Here is a 16,446-nt window from a genome sequence, read left to right on the forward strand (position 1 = left end):
TTTAAAATCTAAATCTTAATTCGATTATCATCAGATTGTGTATCAATCAATTTATTGTATGGATCAACACCAACTTCCGATGGTTTTTTATCAACAATAATGGTTATTTTATTGAAAATTTTAGTGATTTTATGTTTCTGCAAATAGAGTTCTTTGGTTTTCTTTTTTCCATTTACGGTTTCTTCTGTAAAAATTCCGATGTCAATATAATCTTTCAATGGCACAGACAAAACTGGTTTTTTCATCTTGTCATTTTTATAGCTTAAGGTATCTCCAACATTTTCACCATAATAGATTTTTCCTTGATTGTCATTGCGATATTTTGAAACTTCAAACTCAATATCTACTTGATATTTTCCGTTTTTCAACTTTGTTGATTTCGCTTTTACTACTCTATTTCTGTACAAAGTGATGGTTTCAAACATGTCGTGAATTAGGTATTGCAAAGAATCTGGAGTTACTTCTTTGATGTGATTTACCATATCAATAGAAGTTGTATAAGGTGGATTTTGAAATTGTACTTTTTCAACATATTTTTTCAAAGCTCCATTTAGCTTTTTTTCTCCAATATAATCGCTCATGGCATACAAAACCATAGATCCTTTTTGATAATGAATATAACCTTGACCATCATTATACATCAATGGATTTTCGCGTTTTCTTTCAAAAGTTCTTTGCGATAAATAATCATCCAACGCTTTCTTTAAAAAAGTGCGCATTTTTTCTTTTCCTTGTTGATGTTCCAATACTTTTAAAGAAACGTATTCTGACAAACTTTCAGATAACATGGTTGCTCCCAAAACATCTGCTCCAATTACTTGATGTGCCCACCATTGATGCGCCACTTCATGCACTGTTACTGCAAAAGGATAATCAACTCCATCATTATTTTCATCATCAACATCTGCAATAAATCCGATACTTTCTGAAAACGGAATCGTATTTGGAAACGATTGTGCAAAGGTTCCTCCTGTTCTTGGAAACTCAATAATTCTAACTTGTTTATGTTGATATGGACTGAAGTTTTTAGCATTATAATCTAAAGAAGCTTTCATTCCTTTCATCATTCTGTCTAAATTAAACGTGTGTGGTTTGTGGTAATAAATTTCTAAACTAATGCCTTTATACAGTTCTTTTTTTACTTCATATCTCGCAGAATTGAATGCATAAAAGTTTAAGATTTTTGCATCCATTTTGTAATGAAAAAATCTTCTGTCACCTTCCATCCATTCTTTTTGCAAATAACCTGGAGCAATTGCAATTTGGTCTTTGGATGTTGAAACGGTTGCTTCAAAATCAATCCAATCTGCATCTTTTGAAATGTAAGTATTACCTAAAGCAGTTGAATCTGAAGGATGAGGGCGCAAATCATTTTTAGGCAACCCATATTTTTTTCGAGTTTGATCGTCTGTCAATTCGCCATTTGAAGAATATCCTAAAGAAGGAAACATTGAAAAATTATTGATGAATGTTCCATTATTTATCACAGGAGAATTTTGCCTGTATGTAGTATTCTTTTTACTATCTACAGTAACAATTAACTGCAAACTATCTCCTGGCATGATTTTATTTTTGAAGTAATAAATATCAAAATTATGAATGGTATCCTCTAAAACCAAAGTATTTGCCTTGTCAAAAACAAAAGTACTTTTCAAAGAATTGTGATTTAAAAAGATGCTATCAATTGGCTGATCAGTTTTGTTAACCATTTTAAAAATGGCAGTCGCATCAAAAAATCGCTCTTTTGGATACATGTTTACTTTAGCTTTTACACCTACAATTCTGGGTTGCGCATAGTTTTCGAACTTTTTATATTTTTTCTCCCACTCTACACTTCTAAGTTCAAATTCTTTGGAAGAAGTTCTTTTTGATTTAGTGCCTGTTTCTTGATAAATAGAAAATCCTAAACCTAAAAAAGCAGCAAAGAAAATTACAAAACATACCACATAAACACCTTTAAATCTTGAAGTTGCAATTTGAATTCGCTCTTTGAAAGAATTCGGAATTCCTCTAACCCAAAACATTGCTGAGAGAATTAATAAGGTAAATCCACACAAAGTCCAATACAATTTATACACTAAATAGGGTGTTAAAAATCCGTACGAATTCATATCAGAATAACTAAATCCTGGACCTTCATTGTATTTAAAAATTTCTTGTTCAATACCTGCCAATGACAAAAATGGAATTCCGATAGAAAGTACCAACAATAAAAACAAGCCTAAATAGGGGTTTCCAATCAATGTTTGAATGAAAATCGCCAACATTGCCCAAATAAAATAATTCAGAAATTCTAGTAAAAATAACTCTACAATATAATGACCAATTTCAAAATTATAATAGCCTTTATAGATTTGGAATAACATTCCTGAAACCATAATTAAAGCTAACAAAACGAATTGCATTTTTACCAAAGCAAGCACTTTTGAAAACAACAAAGTCCAATTTGGAATTGGAGTTGAATCGACCAAATGATTCAAATTGGAGAGTTTTGCTCTGTGCACCAACATTCCTGCGTATAAAAAAGTACAGATTATGATTGACAATGAGAAAACGTTTCCGATATTCAACATTTTCCAAGTAACTGGCAGTGTGGGAGTTCCAAAAATATCTCCAATTTCTGATAAGCCAACAATCATCAACACCAAACCAACCAAAACAATCGAAATAAATGGCCAACTTTTGATGATGTATTTAAAATCGATATTGGATAATTTCCAAAGTGTTTTTAGGTTTTGGAAAAATGAAAAATCATAAGAAACTTTGGGTAAAGAAATGGATGTAATTCCACTGAAATTGGTTTTGATAACCCTTTCTCCTTTCGATTTTTTAAACGAAAATGACATCGCATTTTGACTGAATGTAAAAAAACGAAAAACCAATCCAAAGACCAAACTAGCAATTGCCAACCACAACAAACGATTGTAAATTATCATTTCTTCAATGGGTATTTGCAATTCATTTTGTTCAGATGGCGTCCAATATTTGGTGTAATAATTTACAGAAGCCGCTCCAAAAGGATCTAAAATTGCCAATAAACCTCTTTGCTCAGGCTCAGAAAGTGAACTTTCTAAGACGCCTTGTACAAAAAGCAACACAATTACCGTGATAAATCCTGCAGCAATATTTCTAGAAAAAGTAACGACTGCAAAAACAATTGCTCCAAACAATAAAATATTGGGCAAAATAAAAACAACATACGCTTTTAAATAGGTTGACAATTGTAAAGGACCTACCAAATCCGGATTGGTTCCTGGAAATCGAAAACCAACCATCATTCCAATGGCAATTGACAATACAATGATGGTAACAACTACAATTCCACTGAAAAATTTGGCAAATAAGTAATTCGCTTTTGTAAAAGGATAGGAATATAAAATGGTGTGCATTTCGCTTTTAAAATCCCTATGAATGGAAACGCCAATGATTGATGGAAATAAAAAGAAAATAAATATGGTAAGACCATTCAATAAATTATTTACTCCAATTGGCGAATTCACAATTCTTGATGAACCTGTGGTTGCTGTAATTGAATCAAAAAAACCAGCTGCTGCTGCAGATAAAAAGAAGGATAATAAAAAAAAGATGACCAAATAAATGTAAAATGCTGGCTTGTTAAACCAGTATTTAATTTCTTGTTTGAATATTGTTGAAAACATACGTTTTAATATTTGAAGTTAGATGTTAGAAGTGAGAAGTGAAACTTTGAACTTTAAATTTCGAACTTTAAACTGCTTGCGGTTCATCTTTTTTCAAAGCAATAAAATACACATCATCCAATTGAGGTGCAACTGACACAAAATCTTCAGAAGGTTTTTCTAAAGAATGCACTCTAATATTCAATGTATTATCTTGATTATAACTTGATGATAAAATATCAAATTGTTGTTGATTTTCTTCTAAATCTTCTCTGTTGATTACTTTTTTCCAAATTGTTCCTTCCAATTCAGCAGTCGCTTTTTGTGGAGTGGTGTGATTTAAAATATTTCCACCATTTAAAATGGCCATTTCATTACACAATTCCTTTACATCATCCACAATATGCGTTGAAAATATTACAGTACAATTTGTGCCAACTTCACGCAACACATTCAAAAAACGATGTCTTTCTGCTGGATCCAAACCCGCAGTTGGTTCGTCAACAATAATCAATTTTGGATTGTTCAACAACAATTGTGCAATGCCAAAACGCTGTTTCATTCCACCTGAATAACCAGCTACGTATTTTTTACGAACATCATATAAATTCGTGATTTCCAATACTTCTTTTACCAAAGCTTCACGCTCATTTTTATCAGAAACACCTTTTAAAGTCGCAAAATAATCTAACAAATCTACTGCTGACATTTTTGGATACACTCCAAAAGATTGAGGCAAATAGCCCAACACTTTACGTAAAGCCATTTTATCTTCCAATACATTAATGTCGCCAAAATAAATTTCACCAGCATCAGGACTTTGTAAAGTAGCAATTGTTCTCATCAAAGATGATTTTCCTGCGCCATTTGGTCCTAACAAACCAAACATTCCCGTTCCAATTTCGATACTTAAATTATCAATAGCTTTTACGCCATTTGAGTAGGTTTTTGTTAAATTTTTGATGACTAATTTCATTTTGTTGGTTTTATGAAGATTTTAAATCGTTGTTATTTGTGTAAAAATAGGGTATTTTGTTACAATTTTTTGAGATTATTTTATCCAAAGTCTTGAAAAATCGTTTTATTTTTACAAAAAAATTAAAATAAAACATGTCAAATACATCTATACTTACTGAAAATTCGCTCAAATTTTTAGAAAAATATTTAAACAACGCTGCTCCAACAGGTTATGAATGGGAAGGTCAAAAAATTTGGATGGAATACTTAAAACCTTATGTAGATACTTTTATCACAGATACTTATGGAACTGCAGTTGGAATCATCAATCCTGATGCTCCTTACAAAGTTGTGATTGAAGGTCATGCTGATGAAATTTCATGGTATGTTAATTATATTTCAGACAAAGGATTGATTTATGTGGTTAGAAATGGTGGAAGTGATCATCAAATCGCACCAAGTAAAATTGTAAATATTCATACCAAAAATGGCATTGTAAAAGGTGTTTTTGGTTGGCCAGCAATTCATACAAGAGAAAGAGCTACTGAAGAATCTCCAAAACCTGAAAATATTTTTATTGATTGTGGTTGTGCTACCAAAGAAGAAGTTGAAAATTTAGGAGTTCATGTTGGTTGTGTAATTACCTATCCTGATGAATTTCATATTTTGAACGGTAACAAATTCGTTTGCAGAGCTTTAGACAATAGAATGGGTGGATTTATGATTGCTGAAGTTGCGCGTTTGTTGAAAGAAAACAACATCAAATTGCCTTTTGGATTGTATGTAACGAACTCTGTTCAAGAAGAAATTGGATTGCGTGGCGCAGAAATGATCACACAAACCATCAAACCAAATGTAGCCATTGTAACTGATGTAACGCATGATACAACAACACCAATGATTGATGTTAAAAAAACAGGACATCAAGAATTGGGCAAAGGTCCTGTAATTGCGTATGCACCTGCAGTACAACAAAAATTACGCGATTTGATTACGCAAACTGCTGAAGAAAACAACATTCCGTATCAAAGAAATGCGTTATCAAGAGCCACAGGAACTGATACTGATGCATTTGCGTATAGCAATGGTGGTGTGGCTTCTGCATTGATTTCATTGCCTTTGCGTTACATGCATACCACTGTTGAAATGGTTCACAGAGAAGATGTTGAAAACGTCATCAAAATGATTTACGAAACCTTGTTGAAAATCAAATCTGGAGAAACTTTTTCTTATTTTAAATAGTTAACAAGTTATTGCACAGAGCTACACAAAGAAAGCTCAAAGTTTCACAAAGAAAATTATACTAATCATTTTTGCTTTGTGTTTTTTGTGTCTTCTTTGTGTTTTTTGTGTAACAGTTTTTTCATTAAGATTCTTTTTATGTAGCTACTACAAATAATAAAATATGGACGAACTCATAGATATTTTAACTCCAGAAGGAAAACCAACAGGAAAAGTTGCTTTAAAATCAGAAGCGCATAAAAACGGTTGGTTTCATGCCACAGTTCATATTTGGTTATACACAAAAGACAATCAGATTTTATTGCAAAAAAGAGCGCTTACCAAAAAAGTATTTCCTGGTTTGTGGGACATTTCTGTTGCTGGTCATATTGCAGCTGGAGAAAGCATTTTAGAAGCAGCCATCAGAGAAGTTGATGAGGAATTAGGATTAAAAATCAATGCTTCAGATTTGAAAAAAATCGGCACAAGAATTCATCAAGTTTCGCATGCAAATGGTATTCAAGATAATGAACATCATCATGTTTTTATATCTGAATTAAAAGTCCCCATCAATCAATTAAGCATTCAAAAAGAAGAAGTTGATGCTATTCAATTGTTTGATTTGACAGTTTTAAAAAACACAAAAAACCTCGAAAATGTATTGCTTTCAAGATTTCATGAATATTATTGTAGTGTTTATGAAAGCATCGTAAAATACATTTCTTAGGAAAACAAAATCACTGTAAAAATTTCATTTTGATAAATTATTAGCGTAACTTTCAGCAGTTTATCAACAAAAAAATGAATACAATTTCTTATAGAATCAAGGATTTTTTAAAAGAGCATCATCCTTTTTCATTTTTGCATGCTGATGAACAACTTGAAATTGCCAAAAATTGTTCCATCAAATATGTGGAAGAAAATGAATCGATTTTTGATATCGAAAAACCTCTTTTAAATCACTTTTTTTTGGTAAAAGATGGTGCAGTTGGTTTGTACAATCAACAAAATCAACTTCTTGAAAAATGTGATGAAGGTGATATTTTTGGCTTAAGAGCCATTATTAGAAATGACACGTATAAACTTTCAGCTAAAGCCTTAGAGGAGTGTATTTTATACACTTTTCCATCTGAAATTTATGATGAAATTTTAAGTAAAAACAACGATGTTGTTCAATTTATCATCCGAAATTTCGCGAGCACTAATTACCTAAATGTTAATGCTTTTGAAAATCAAAAAGCAATCATTACAGAAGAAAAACTGACAATAAATTTTTCAAAAAATCCTGTTACTTGTAAAAAAGAAACGAGTATCAAAGATGCAGCTCAGCTAATGACTGACAAAAAAGTGGGTTCCATTCTGATTGAAGAGCATAATTTTCCAATAGGCATTATCACTGACAAAGATTTTAGAACCAAAATTGCGACTGGAAAAATAGATATTTTATTGTCTGTTGAAAAAATCATGTCTTCGCCAGTGATTTGTGTTTCTGATAAAATTTCGATTGCTGAAGCTCAAATTGTGATGCTAAAAAATAAAATTACTCATTTGTGCATTACAAAATCTGGAATGAAAAATGAAGAAATCTTAGGCGTTTTATCTGAGCATGATATTATTTTAATTCGTGAAAACAATCCGTCTGTTTTGATCAAACAAATCAAACGCTCCCTGACAATTGATGAATTGAAAAAAATACGAATTCAATCCTTTGATTTACTTAAAAAATACCTTTTTCAAGATTTAGATATTGATTTTATCAATAAAATAATTTCGGAAATTACGCACACACTTACAGCAAGAATAATTGATCTGGCAATTGAGCAACTTCAAGAAAAACCTCCTGTGCCATTTTCTTGGTTATCCTTAGGAAGTCAGGGAAGAAAAGAGCAATTATTACTTACAGATCAAGACAATGCAATAATTTTTAGGGATAGCAAAGACAATGAAAAAAACAGAGATTATTTTTTAAAACTCGCCAAGATAGTTACAACTCAACTTCATGAAATTGGCTATGAATATTGCCCTGCAAATATGATGGCATCTAATAAAGAATGGTGTTTGAGCACTCAAGAATGGAAAGAAAAATACGCCAATTGGATCTCAAAACCAGTTCCTGAAAACATCCTTTTTTGTACAATTTTTTTTGATATTGAAACCATTTATGGAGATGAAAAATTAGAGGTTGATGTAACGCATTCCATTTACCAAAATATTTCAAAAAATACTATTTTCTTGAATTTTTTAGCTTTAAATAGCACTCAAAATCCACCTCCACTCGGATTTTTTAGGCAGTTTTTATTAGAAGCTTCTGGCGCGCAAAAAGAACAATTTGACATCAAAGCAAGAGCCATGATGCCTTTGGTTGATGCTGCAAGATTGTTGAGCATTCATCAAAAAATTGATGTAAAAAATACGATTGAACGCTTTGCAGCTTTGATTTTGAAAGAACCTCAAAATGAAGAAATTTATACGCAATGTTTGAATGCTTACAAAACATTATTGAAATTCAGGACAAAATACGGATTGCAAAACAATAATTCTGGAAGATATATTGATTTAAATTCATTGAATAAATCAGAAAAATTAACGCTGAAAGAGTGTTTTAAAGCAGTTAAAGAAATCCAAAGTTTGATTATAAATAGATTTCAACTGGCTAATTTTATGTAATTTTTTATGTTTTTCAGAAAAAAATATCCGCCATTTTGGGAAGAATATCTATCGCATTTTAAAAATGATTCTAAAAAAACATTTTCGGAAATTCGCTTTGTTATTCTAGATACAGAAACTACTGGTTTGAACATAAAACATGATAAAATTCTTTCAATAGGTGCAATCGCTGTAAAAAATGAATCAATTAATGTGGCAGACAGTTTTGAATGTTTTGTAAAACAAGCCATTTTTGATAAAAATACTGTTGAAATTCATGGTATTAGAAAATATGATTCGCAAAAAATAGCCGAAGAAAAAGCCATTCAGGATTTTTTGAAATTTATAAAAAATGCTGTTTTAGTTGGACATCATATCAATTTTGATATTGAAATGCTGAATAATTCACTCTCAAAAATGGGTGTTCCAAAATTGAAAAATATTCTGTTAGATACAGGAAATCTGCATAAAAAAACGTTGCTTGATACAACTGATCATCATTTTTCATTGGACGAACTCATCAAAATGTACAAAATCACTCCACATGATCGTCATAATGCATTGGGTGATGCTATGATTACAGCACAATTATTCTTGAAAATCACCAAGAAATTATCAAAAAACAATACGCTTAGCATTGCTTATTTAAAAAGACCTGCTAAACATATTGGATTGATTTAAAAATACTTACAAAACATTATCCATAATATCTTGCACAACTTCAGGATTTAAAAGCGTACTTGTATCTCCTAAATTCGAAGTGTCTTTACAAGCAATTTTACGCAATATTCTTCGCATAATTTTTCCTGAGCGTGTTTTTGGCAAACCTTCTGTAAATTGAATTTTATCCAATTTTGCAATTGGGCCAATTTGCTCGGTAATCATTTGGTTAATTTCTTTTCGTAAATTATCATGATCTCTGGATTCACCAGTTTCTTTTAAGGTTACATATCCATACAATGCATTTCCTTTGATATCATGAGGAAAACCAACAATAGCTGATTCTGAAACTGCTGGATGTTCGTTAATTGCATCTTCAATTGGAGCTGTTCCTAAATTATGTCCTGAAACAATAATCACATCATCTACTCTTCCTGTAATTCTGTAATACCCAACTTCATCGCGCAAAGCACCATCACCTGTAAAATACATATTTTTAAAAGTTGAAAAATAGGTGTCTTTGAATCGTTGATGATCACCCCAAATTGTTCGTGCGATTGATGGCCAAGGATATTTGATACACAATTTACCATCCACTTGATTTCCTGTGATTTCATTTCCATTTTCATCCATTAAAACAGGCTGAATTCCTAAAAAAGGTAAAGTTGCATACGTTGGTTTTGTGGGTGTTGAAAATGGAATTGGCGTTATCATCACTCCACCAGTTTCAGTTTGCCACCAAGTATCTACAATAGGTGCTTTCTTTTTACCAATATTATCATCATACCAGTGCCAAGCTTCTTCGTTAATTGGTTCTCCAACCGTTCCTAAAACTTTGATACTAGTCAAATCGTGATGATCTACAAAATCAACTCCTTCTTTTGCCAAAGCTCTTATGGCTGTTGGCGCTGTATAAAATTGATTTACTTTGTGTTTTTCTACAATTTCCCAAAATCTTCCGTAATTTGGATAATTAGGAACACCTTCAAAAAGTACAGTTGTTGCACCATTTGCTAACGGACCATAAACTATATAACTATGCCCAGTAATCCATCCAATATCAGCAGTACACCAATACACATCTCCTTTTGTATACTGAAAAACATTTTTAAAAGTATAGGCTGTGTAAACCATATAACCTGCAGTTGTATGCACCATTCCTTTTGGTTTACCTGTTGATCCTGAGGTGTATAAAATAAATAACGGATCTTCTGCATCCATAATTTCTGGTGCACATTCTTTAGAAGCTTCAGCTAATAATGGTGCAATCCAAAAATCTCTTTCAGGTTTCATTTCAATTTCTGAATTGATTCGATTTACAACCAATACCGCTTCAACACAAAGACAACTTACCAACGCTTCATCTACAATTCCTTTTAAATCGATTGTTTTTGCACCTCTGTAAGAACCATCAGAAGTGATGACCATTTTACATTCGCTATCATTTATCCTTGTTGATAAAGCTGTTGATGAAAATCCAGCAAAAACCACAGAATGTATTGCACCAATTCTGGCACATGCTAACAAAGAAATCGCTAATTCAGGAATCATAGGCAAATAAATGCAAACTCTATCTCCTTTTTGTATTCCTTTTGATTTCAATACATTAGCCATTTGATTTACACGTTCGTGAAGATCTTTGTAGGTGATGTGTTGCGCTTCTTCATCAGGATTATTTGGCTCAAAAATGATAGCAGTTTTATGCGCATTAGTATATAAATGACGGTCAATACAATTTTCTGTGATGTTTAATTTTGCACCTTCATACCATTTTATCTCAGGTTTTGAAAAATCCCAACTTACCACTTTATGCCATTTTTCTCTCCATAAAAAATGTTCCTCTGCTATTTCTTCCCAAAATAATTCGGGATTTCTAACTGAATTTCTATAAACGTGAAAGTATTCTGGGAAATTTTTGATGTGATAATTACTCATAATTTTTAGATTTTTAAATGATATTAATTTTGAAGCAGTAAATTAATTTCTGCGATTATTTTTTTTGTTGAAAATGGTTTTGTAAAATATTGATCAACACCTAATGAAAAGCCTTTTTCAATATCTTCTTTTTTACTTTTTGCAGTTAAAAAAACCACTTTTACATCTTTTAAATTTTCATTTTGTTTTATTAATTGCAATGTTTGATAGCCATCAACCTTTGGCATCATAATGTCTAAAAGAACCACATTGGGGTGTTCTTTCTTTAAAATTTCAAGAGCTTCACTGCCATCTCTAGCAATAAAAACCTCGAAATCTTGTTTTTTAAAAGCATATTCTAATGCCATTAAGATATTGGGTTCATCATCTACTATTAGTATTTTTTTCATTTAGTTCAAAGGCATTTTTATGTGAAACTTTGCACCATTTTTGTAGGAATTGTCTAACCAAATAGCACCTTGATGTTTGTCGATAATTTGTTTGCAAATCGCCAATCCTAATCCTGTCCCTATTGGTTTTATGGTATTTTGATTTTTAGATTGAAAAAACTTATCGAAAATAAATTGCTGATCTTGTTCTGGAATTCCTTTTCCATTATCAGTAACTGTTATTTTTAGCTGTTTGTCTTCAAAAAGATATTCAATCGTAATAAATCCTTCATTGGGTTCAACAAATTTTATGGCATTTGCAATCAAATTTGTGAAAACTTGAATCATTCTATCTTCATCATAATTGATTGTTACAGAATAGGTTGACTTTTGAATGATTGCACAATTTTTTTTTGCAGCCATTGTTTGTAAAGAAGCAATTGCCCTTGCAATGGTTTTTGAAATATCATTGGTTGATTTAGTAAGTTGATGATGCTCACTTGATAATTTTTCAAAATCTAAAATTGTATGAATCAATCTTGATAACCTTTCAGCATCTTGTAACATATTGTTTAAAAACTGCTCTTTCATTTCAATAGGCATTTCTGCATCATCCAACAATAATTCAGTGGTTGCTCTAATCCCAGTAATTGGCGTTTTTAGTTCGTGTGCAACAGTATCTAAAAATTCGTCTTTCTGTTTGTCTTTTTCGATAAGTTTCAAATTGGCTTCTTTTAATTGATTTGCCAAATTTGATAATTCTAAGGATTTTTCTTTAAAAGCTTTGCTTTTTGCAATTGCCTCTTTCGATTCTTCTAAAATTCGAAGTACCTCAACCAAACTAATTTCTTCCTCTTTTACAACACTTTGAATTAAAATTTTTGAAGAAGCTGAACCAATGGAACCTGTTAATAATTGCTCTGAAAAATGAATCAATTTAGCGTCTGCAAACTGCGTGTTTCTGGGCAAATTGTATTTTGCAAAAAAGATATTTAAGGCTCTTGTCGCTTTTTCTTGTCCTAAAAATCGCATTAAAACTTCTTTAATATCACTCACATAAGCCTCACCTTTCCAAACAAAAGCATTGTCTTGTAAATCCGTAAAATTTTTACTGTCAACAAACATTTCAGCATAATTTCTCTCTCTATAATTTCCTTTAGAACTTAAAGAAAAATAAACATAACAAAAACAATTAACAGTAAAACTCCAAAAAAATGCATGCGTTGGAGGGGTTAAAAAATCAATTCCAAATAAAGCATGAGGTTTTAACAAATCAATTGAAAATAATCCTTCTTCTAAAAATTGTGGATGTAACGAATTCGCTTCTAATAAAAAAGGCACTAATAACGTAAAAAAAGTAATCAATAATCCCATGAGAATTCCAATGATTGCCCCTTTTGATGAGCCTCTATTCCAAAATAATCCGATAAAAAACGAAGGCGCTAATTGAGCAATAACAACAAAGGATATCAATCCAATTGAATACAAAGACATTTTAGCAGAAAAGCTATAAAACAAAGAATATGAAACTATTATGATAAAAAAAATAGCAACTCTTCGAATATTTTTGATGAATTTCTCATTTTTTTCAGGTTCATTTTTAACAAATTTTGATAAAAAACCATATGGAATTATCAAATTATTACTAATCATGATTGAAAGAGCCAAAGAAGAAACAATTACCATCGATATTACAGCTGATAATCCTCCTAAAAAAACCAACATTGCTAAAAAAATATTTCCTTCAGAAAGTGGCAGTAACAAGGTAAAATATTCAGCATTGACATCATTTCCAAGTCTAATTTTTCCAGCCCAAGCAATAAAAATCACAAAAATATTGAAAAGCAATAAATACAAAGGAAAAAGCCAAATTGCCGTTTTCAAATGCTTTTCTCTATTATTTTCTAAAACCGCCACTTGAAATTGTCTTGGTAATAAAAAAATAGCTATAAATGACAACATTATTATAAAAAACCAATTAAAACCACCTTCAAAACTTCCTAAAGTAACTAAACTTTCGAAATTGGGTTGGCTTTTAAATTGATTAACAATATCTGCAGTACCATCAAATAAAAAATAGGTACAATAAATACCGATAATGATAAAAAACAACCATTTTATCAATGATTCAAAAGCCACTGAAAAAATAATTCCCCTTCTTTTTTCGGAAGCATCTGTAGTTTGTGTTCCAAATAATGCAGCAAAAACTGCCAAAATCAAAGCAATGTAAAAAGTGGAATCCGTAAAAATTGAATTTGATTTCATCAAACTCTTTTGTGTCATAATTTCGAAAGTTTCTGAAACCGATTTTAATTGTAAAGAGGTATAAGGTAAAATTGCCATCAGACAAACAACCGTTACAAGAGCTCCTAAAAATCGGTTTTTTCCATAACGCAGAGAGATGAAATCTGCCAATGATGATATTTTATGCTGTTTAGAAATCCGAATTACTTTTCTTAACAAAATGATCCACAAAGGAGCTGCAATAATTGGCCCTATATAAATGGCTAAAAAACGAACTCCTTGTTCTGCTGCTTCACCAATACTTCCATAATACGTCCAAGCTGAGCAATACACCCCAAAAGAAAGTGTATAAACAATTGGATTGTTTACCCATTTGCTACGCTTGTTTTTTTCTGCGAAAAATGCAATCAAAAACAAGAACGTCAAATAGAGAATTATGATGGCAAATAAGACAAAACTACTCATAGAACTTTTTTAAAATCACAAAAGAAATAATGACAGAAAAAAAACAAATTACTCCGATTGAAAAATAAAAAATAGGAATCCCAAGAATTAAACTTGATGAATTGAACAAGAAAACAAAGGGCATATTTAATATGAGCAATAGCACTATTGCTTGTAAAATGAGTTTTTGTTCGTGCCTTTTTTTCAAAATGAAAATTTGTATTTGATGAGGCAACTTTAAAAAGTTGCCTCAATGATTATTTATTTTAATGAGAAGTTGCTTCTCCAGCTCCTGAAGGAATTCTGATATTTTCAACAATTTCAACGACTTCTTTTGGTGGTGCTTTTGTAAATCTTGATACTACAAAAGAAACAACTACATTGCACAACATGGCAATGGTACCAAAACCTTCAGGTGATGTTCCAAACCACCATTCACTGCTTGGTAAAGGTTCCATAACCCCAATCAAACCTGTTTTGAAACGAATCATGTAAAACAGCATTAATGTAATTCCGACAATCATTCCTGAAATAGCACCTTCTTTATTCATTCTTTTGTCAAAAATCCCAAGAATAATAGCAGGAAAAAAAGAAGCTGCTGCCAATCCAAAAGCGAGTGCAACAACAGCTGCTACAAATCCAGGAGGATAAATTCCGAATAAACCTGCAACCACAATAGCAACAAAAATGGATATTCTTGCCCACATCAATTCTGCTTTATCAGAAATATCTGGTTTTAATTGTTTTTTAATTAAATCGTGAGAAATAGACGTTGAGATCACTAACAAAAGACCTGCTGCTGTAGAAAGAGCTGCTGCCAAACCACCAGCAGCAACCAAAGCAATTACCCAATCAGGAAGACCAGCAATTTCAGGATTTGCTAAAACCATGATATCATTATCAACATATAATTCATTATTTTCAGCACTTGAATTAGCAATTAAACGTTCACCTGAATCGCCTCTAGTTTCTTTATAAATTGGTTTTTTTCCGTCAAGAGCATTGCCACTTACATATTGAATTTTTCCATCGTTATTTTTATCAATCCAAGCAATTAAACCTGTATTTTCCCAATTTTTAAACCATTGAGGAATAGCTACATACTCTTTTTCGCTGACCGTTTCAATTAAATTTGTTCTAGAAAATACTGAAACTGCAGGAGCTGTAGTATATAAAATAGCGATGAATAATAATGCTAAACCAGCAGATTTTCGGGCATCTTTTACTTTTGGAACTGTAAAAAAACGAACAATTACGTGAGGCAATCCTGCTGTACCAACCATTAAAGCTAGTGTTATCGCGAAAACATCCCAAGTGGATTTTGTTCCTGATGTATATTCTTTAAAGCCCAATTGTGTATGAAGTGAATCCAATTTATCCAACAAATAAGTTCCGTCTTCAACAGTGCCTCCCATTCCAATTTGAGGAATAATGTTGCCTGTCATTTGAAAAGAAATGAATATTGCAGGCACCATAAAAGCAAAAATCAATACGCAATATTGCGCAACTTGTGTGTAGGTAATTCCTTTCATTCCACCTAAAAATGCAAAAACAAGTACAATTACCATCCCAATTATTACTCCATAAACAATATCAATTTGTAAAAATTGAGAGAACACAATTCCAACTCCACGCATTTGTCCTGCAACATAAGTGAAAGAAACAATCAATGCACAAATTACAGCAACTGTTCTAGCTCCATTTGAATAATAACGGTCACCAATAAAATCAGGTACTGTAAATTTTCCGAATTTTCTGAGGTAAGGAGCTAAAAGTAAAGCCAATAAAACATAACCACCAGTCCAACCCATCAAATAAACTGAGCCATCATAGCCAGCAAAAGAGATGATTCCTGCCATTGAAATAAAAGAAGCTGCACTCATCCAATCAGCAGCAGTTGCCATTCCGTTTGCTAACGGAGAAACGCCTCCACCTGCCACGTAAAATTCTTTTGTAGAGCCAGCTCTTGCCCAAATAGCTATCCCAAAATATAGGGCAAACGTGATTCCGACGATAATCCAAGTCCAAGTTTGAACATTCATAATTGTAAATTTTAAAGGTTAGTATTGATTACTTTTCGTCGTAACCGTATTTTTTATCTAATTTATTCATCAATCGAACATAAACGAAAATAAGAATAACGAATACGTAGATTGAGCCTTGTTGTGCGAACCAAAAACCGAGTTTAAAACCACCCAATCTAAATTGATTCAACTCCTCTCGGAATAAAATTCCACATCCATAAGAAACTAAAAACCAGATAATTAGTAATACTGAAAGATATCTAATATTTTCTTTCCAATATTTTTTTGCATTGTTTGTATTTGACATAG

General features: G+C 31.7%; 11 protein-coding genes. 4 read left to right on the forward strand and 7 right to left on the reverse strand.

The features are described 5' to 3' along the window. Positions 1-8: 8 nt before the first annotated feature. Positions 9-3,659 (reverse strand): ABC transporter permease/M1 family aminopeptidase, encoded by a 3,651-nt coding sequence (locus tag WHA43_RS04005; RefSeq protein WP_105045847.1) that lies wholly within the window; start codon positions 3,657-3,659, stop codon positions 9-11. 67 nt (positions 3,660-3,726) lie between these two features. Further along, positions 3,727-4,614 carry an ABC transporter ATP-binding protein gene (locus tag WHA43_RS04010; protein ID WP_105045848.1) on the reverse strand — a complete coding sequence of 296 codons (888 nt, stop codon included), beginning with the start codon at positions 4,612-4,614 and terminating at the stop codon, positions 3,727-3,729. A gap of 134 nt (positions 4,615-4,748) precedes the next feature. Between WHA43_RS04010 and WHA43_RS04015 the strand changes: the two genes are divergently transcribed. The 4 genes from WHA43_RS04015 (at position 4,749) to WHA43_RS04030 (ending at position 9,143) form a co-directional block, all read left to right on the forward strand. Then, positions 4,749-5,837 (forward strand): M42 family metallopeptidase, encoded by a 1,089-nt coding sequence (locus WHA43_RS04015; protein ID WP_105045849.1) that lies wholly within the window; start codon positions 4,749-4,751, stop codon positions 5,835-5,837. A 163-nt stretch (positions 5,838-6,000) separates the two neighbouring features. After that, positions 6,001-6,543 carry an NUDIX hydrolase gene (locus tag WHA43_RS04020; protein WP_105045850.1) on the forward strand — a complete coding sequence of 181 codons (543 nt, stop codon included), beginning with the start codon at positions 6,001-6,003 and terminating at the stop codon, positions 6,541-6,543. A 74-nt stretch (positions 6,544-6,617) separates the two neighbouring features. Then, positions 6,618-8,483: a DUF294 nucleotidyltransferase-like domain-containing protein gene (locus WHA43_RS04025; protein WP_105045851.1), complete on the forward strand. Its 1,866-nt coding sequence runs from the start codon at positions 6,618-6,620 to the stop codon at positions 8,481-8,483. Positions 8,484-8,489: 6 nt separating this feature from the next. Beyond that, positions 8,490-9,143 (forward strand): 3'-5' exonuclease, encoded by a 654-nt coding sequence (locus WHA43_RS04030; protein ID WP_105045852.1) that lies wholly within the window; start codon positions 8,490-8,492, stop codon positions 9,141-9,143. 6 nt (positions 9,144-9,149) lie between these two features. Here WHA43_RS04030 and acs read toward each other — a convergent pair whose 3' ends face one another. From acs to WHA43_RS04055, 5 genes are all read right to left on the reverse strand, one after another. Next, on the reverse strand, positions 9,150-11,057 hold the full coding sequence (acs, locus tag WHA43_RS04035; protein ID WP_105045853.1) for an acetate--CoA ligase: 1,908 nt from the start codon (positions 11,055-11,057) through the stop codon (positions 9,150-9,152). Positions 11,058-11,080: 23 nt separating this feature from the next. Then, positions 11,081-11,446, reverse strand: a complete 366-nt coding sequence (locus tag WHA43_RS04040; protein ID WP_105045854.1) for a response regulator transcription factor — start codon at positions 11,444-11,446, stop codon at positions 11,081-11,083. Further along, the gene (locus WHA43_RS04045; RefSeq protein WP_105045855.1) at positions 11,447-14,134 is read right to left on the reverse strand and encodes a sensor histidine kinase; all 2,688 of its coding nucleotides are present in this window, start codon (positions 14,132-14,134) and stop codon (positions 11,447-11,449) included. A 245-nt stretch (positions 14,135-14,379) separates the two neighbouring features. Next, complete coding sequence (locus WHA43_RS04050) at positions 14,380-16,155, reverse strand: sodium:solute symporter family protein (RefSeq protein ID WP_105045856.1); 1,776 nt, start codon at positions 16,153-16,155, stop codon at positions 14,380-14,382. A gap of 28 nt (positions 16,156-16,183) precedes the next feature. Next, positions 16,184-16,444: a DUF4212 domain-containing protein gene (locus WHA43_RS04055; RefSeq protein ID WP_105045857.1), complete on the reverse strand. Its 261-nt coding sequence runs from the start codon at positions 16,442-16,444 to the stop codon at positions 16,184-16,186. Positions 16,445-16,446 lie beyond the last annotated feature (2 nt).

Origin of the sequence: Polaribacter gangjinensis (genome assembly GCF_038024125.1) — a bacterium.
In the GTDB taxonomy this organism is placed as follows: domain Bacteria; phylum Bacteroidota; class Bacteroidia; order Flavobacteriales; family Flavobacteriaceae; genus Polaribacter; species Polaribacter gangjinensis.

Bases quoted from the DNA above. Each gene is read 5' to 3' on its own strand.
- WHA43_RS04045 (WP_105045855.1), bottom strand. From the start codon at position 14,134: ATGAGTAGTTTTGTCTTATTTGCCATCATAATTCTCTATTTGACGTTC.
- WHA43_RS04010 (WP_105045848.1), bottom strand. From the start codon at position 4,614: ATGAAATTAGTCATCAAAAATTTAACAAAAACCTACTCAAATGGCGTA.
- WHA43_RS04055 (WP_105045857.1), bottom strand. From the start codon at position 16,444: ATGTCAAATACAAACAATGCAAAAAAATATTGGAAAGAAAATATTAGA.
- WHA43_RS04050 (WP_105045856.1), bottom strand. From the start codon at position 16,155: ATGAATGTTCAAACTTGGACTTGGATTATCGTCGGAATCACGTTTGCC.
- WHA43_RS04025 (WP_105045851.1), top strand. From the start codon at position 6,618: ATGAATACAATTTCTTATAGAATCAAGGATTTTTTAAAAGAGCATCAT.
- WHA43_RS04030 (WP_105045852.1), top strand. From the start codon at position 8,490: ATGTTTTTCAGAAAAAAATATCCGCCATTTTGGGAAGAATATCTATCG.
- WHA43_RS04020 (WP_105045850.1), top strand. From the start codon at position 6,001: ATGGACGAACTCATAGATATTTTAACTCCAGAAGGAAAACCAACAGGA.
- acs (WP_105045853.1), bottom strand. From the start codon at position 11,057: ATGAGTAATTATCACATCAAAAATTTCCCAGAATACTTTCACGTTTAT.
- WHA43_RS04005 (WP_105045847.1), bottom strand. From the start codon at position 3,659: ATGTTTTCAACAATATTCAAACAAGAAATTAAATACTGGTTTAACAAG.
- WHA43_RS04015 (WP_105045849.1), top strand. From the start codon at position 4,749: ATGTCAAATACATCTATACTTACTGAAAATTCGCTCAAATTTTTAGAA.
- WHA43_RS04040 (WP_105045854.1), bottom strand. From the start codon at position 11,446: ATGAAAAAAATACTAATAGTAGATGATGAACCCAATATCTTAATGGCA.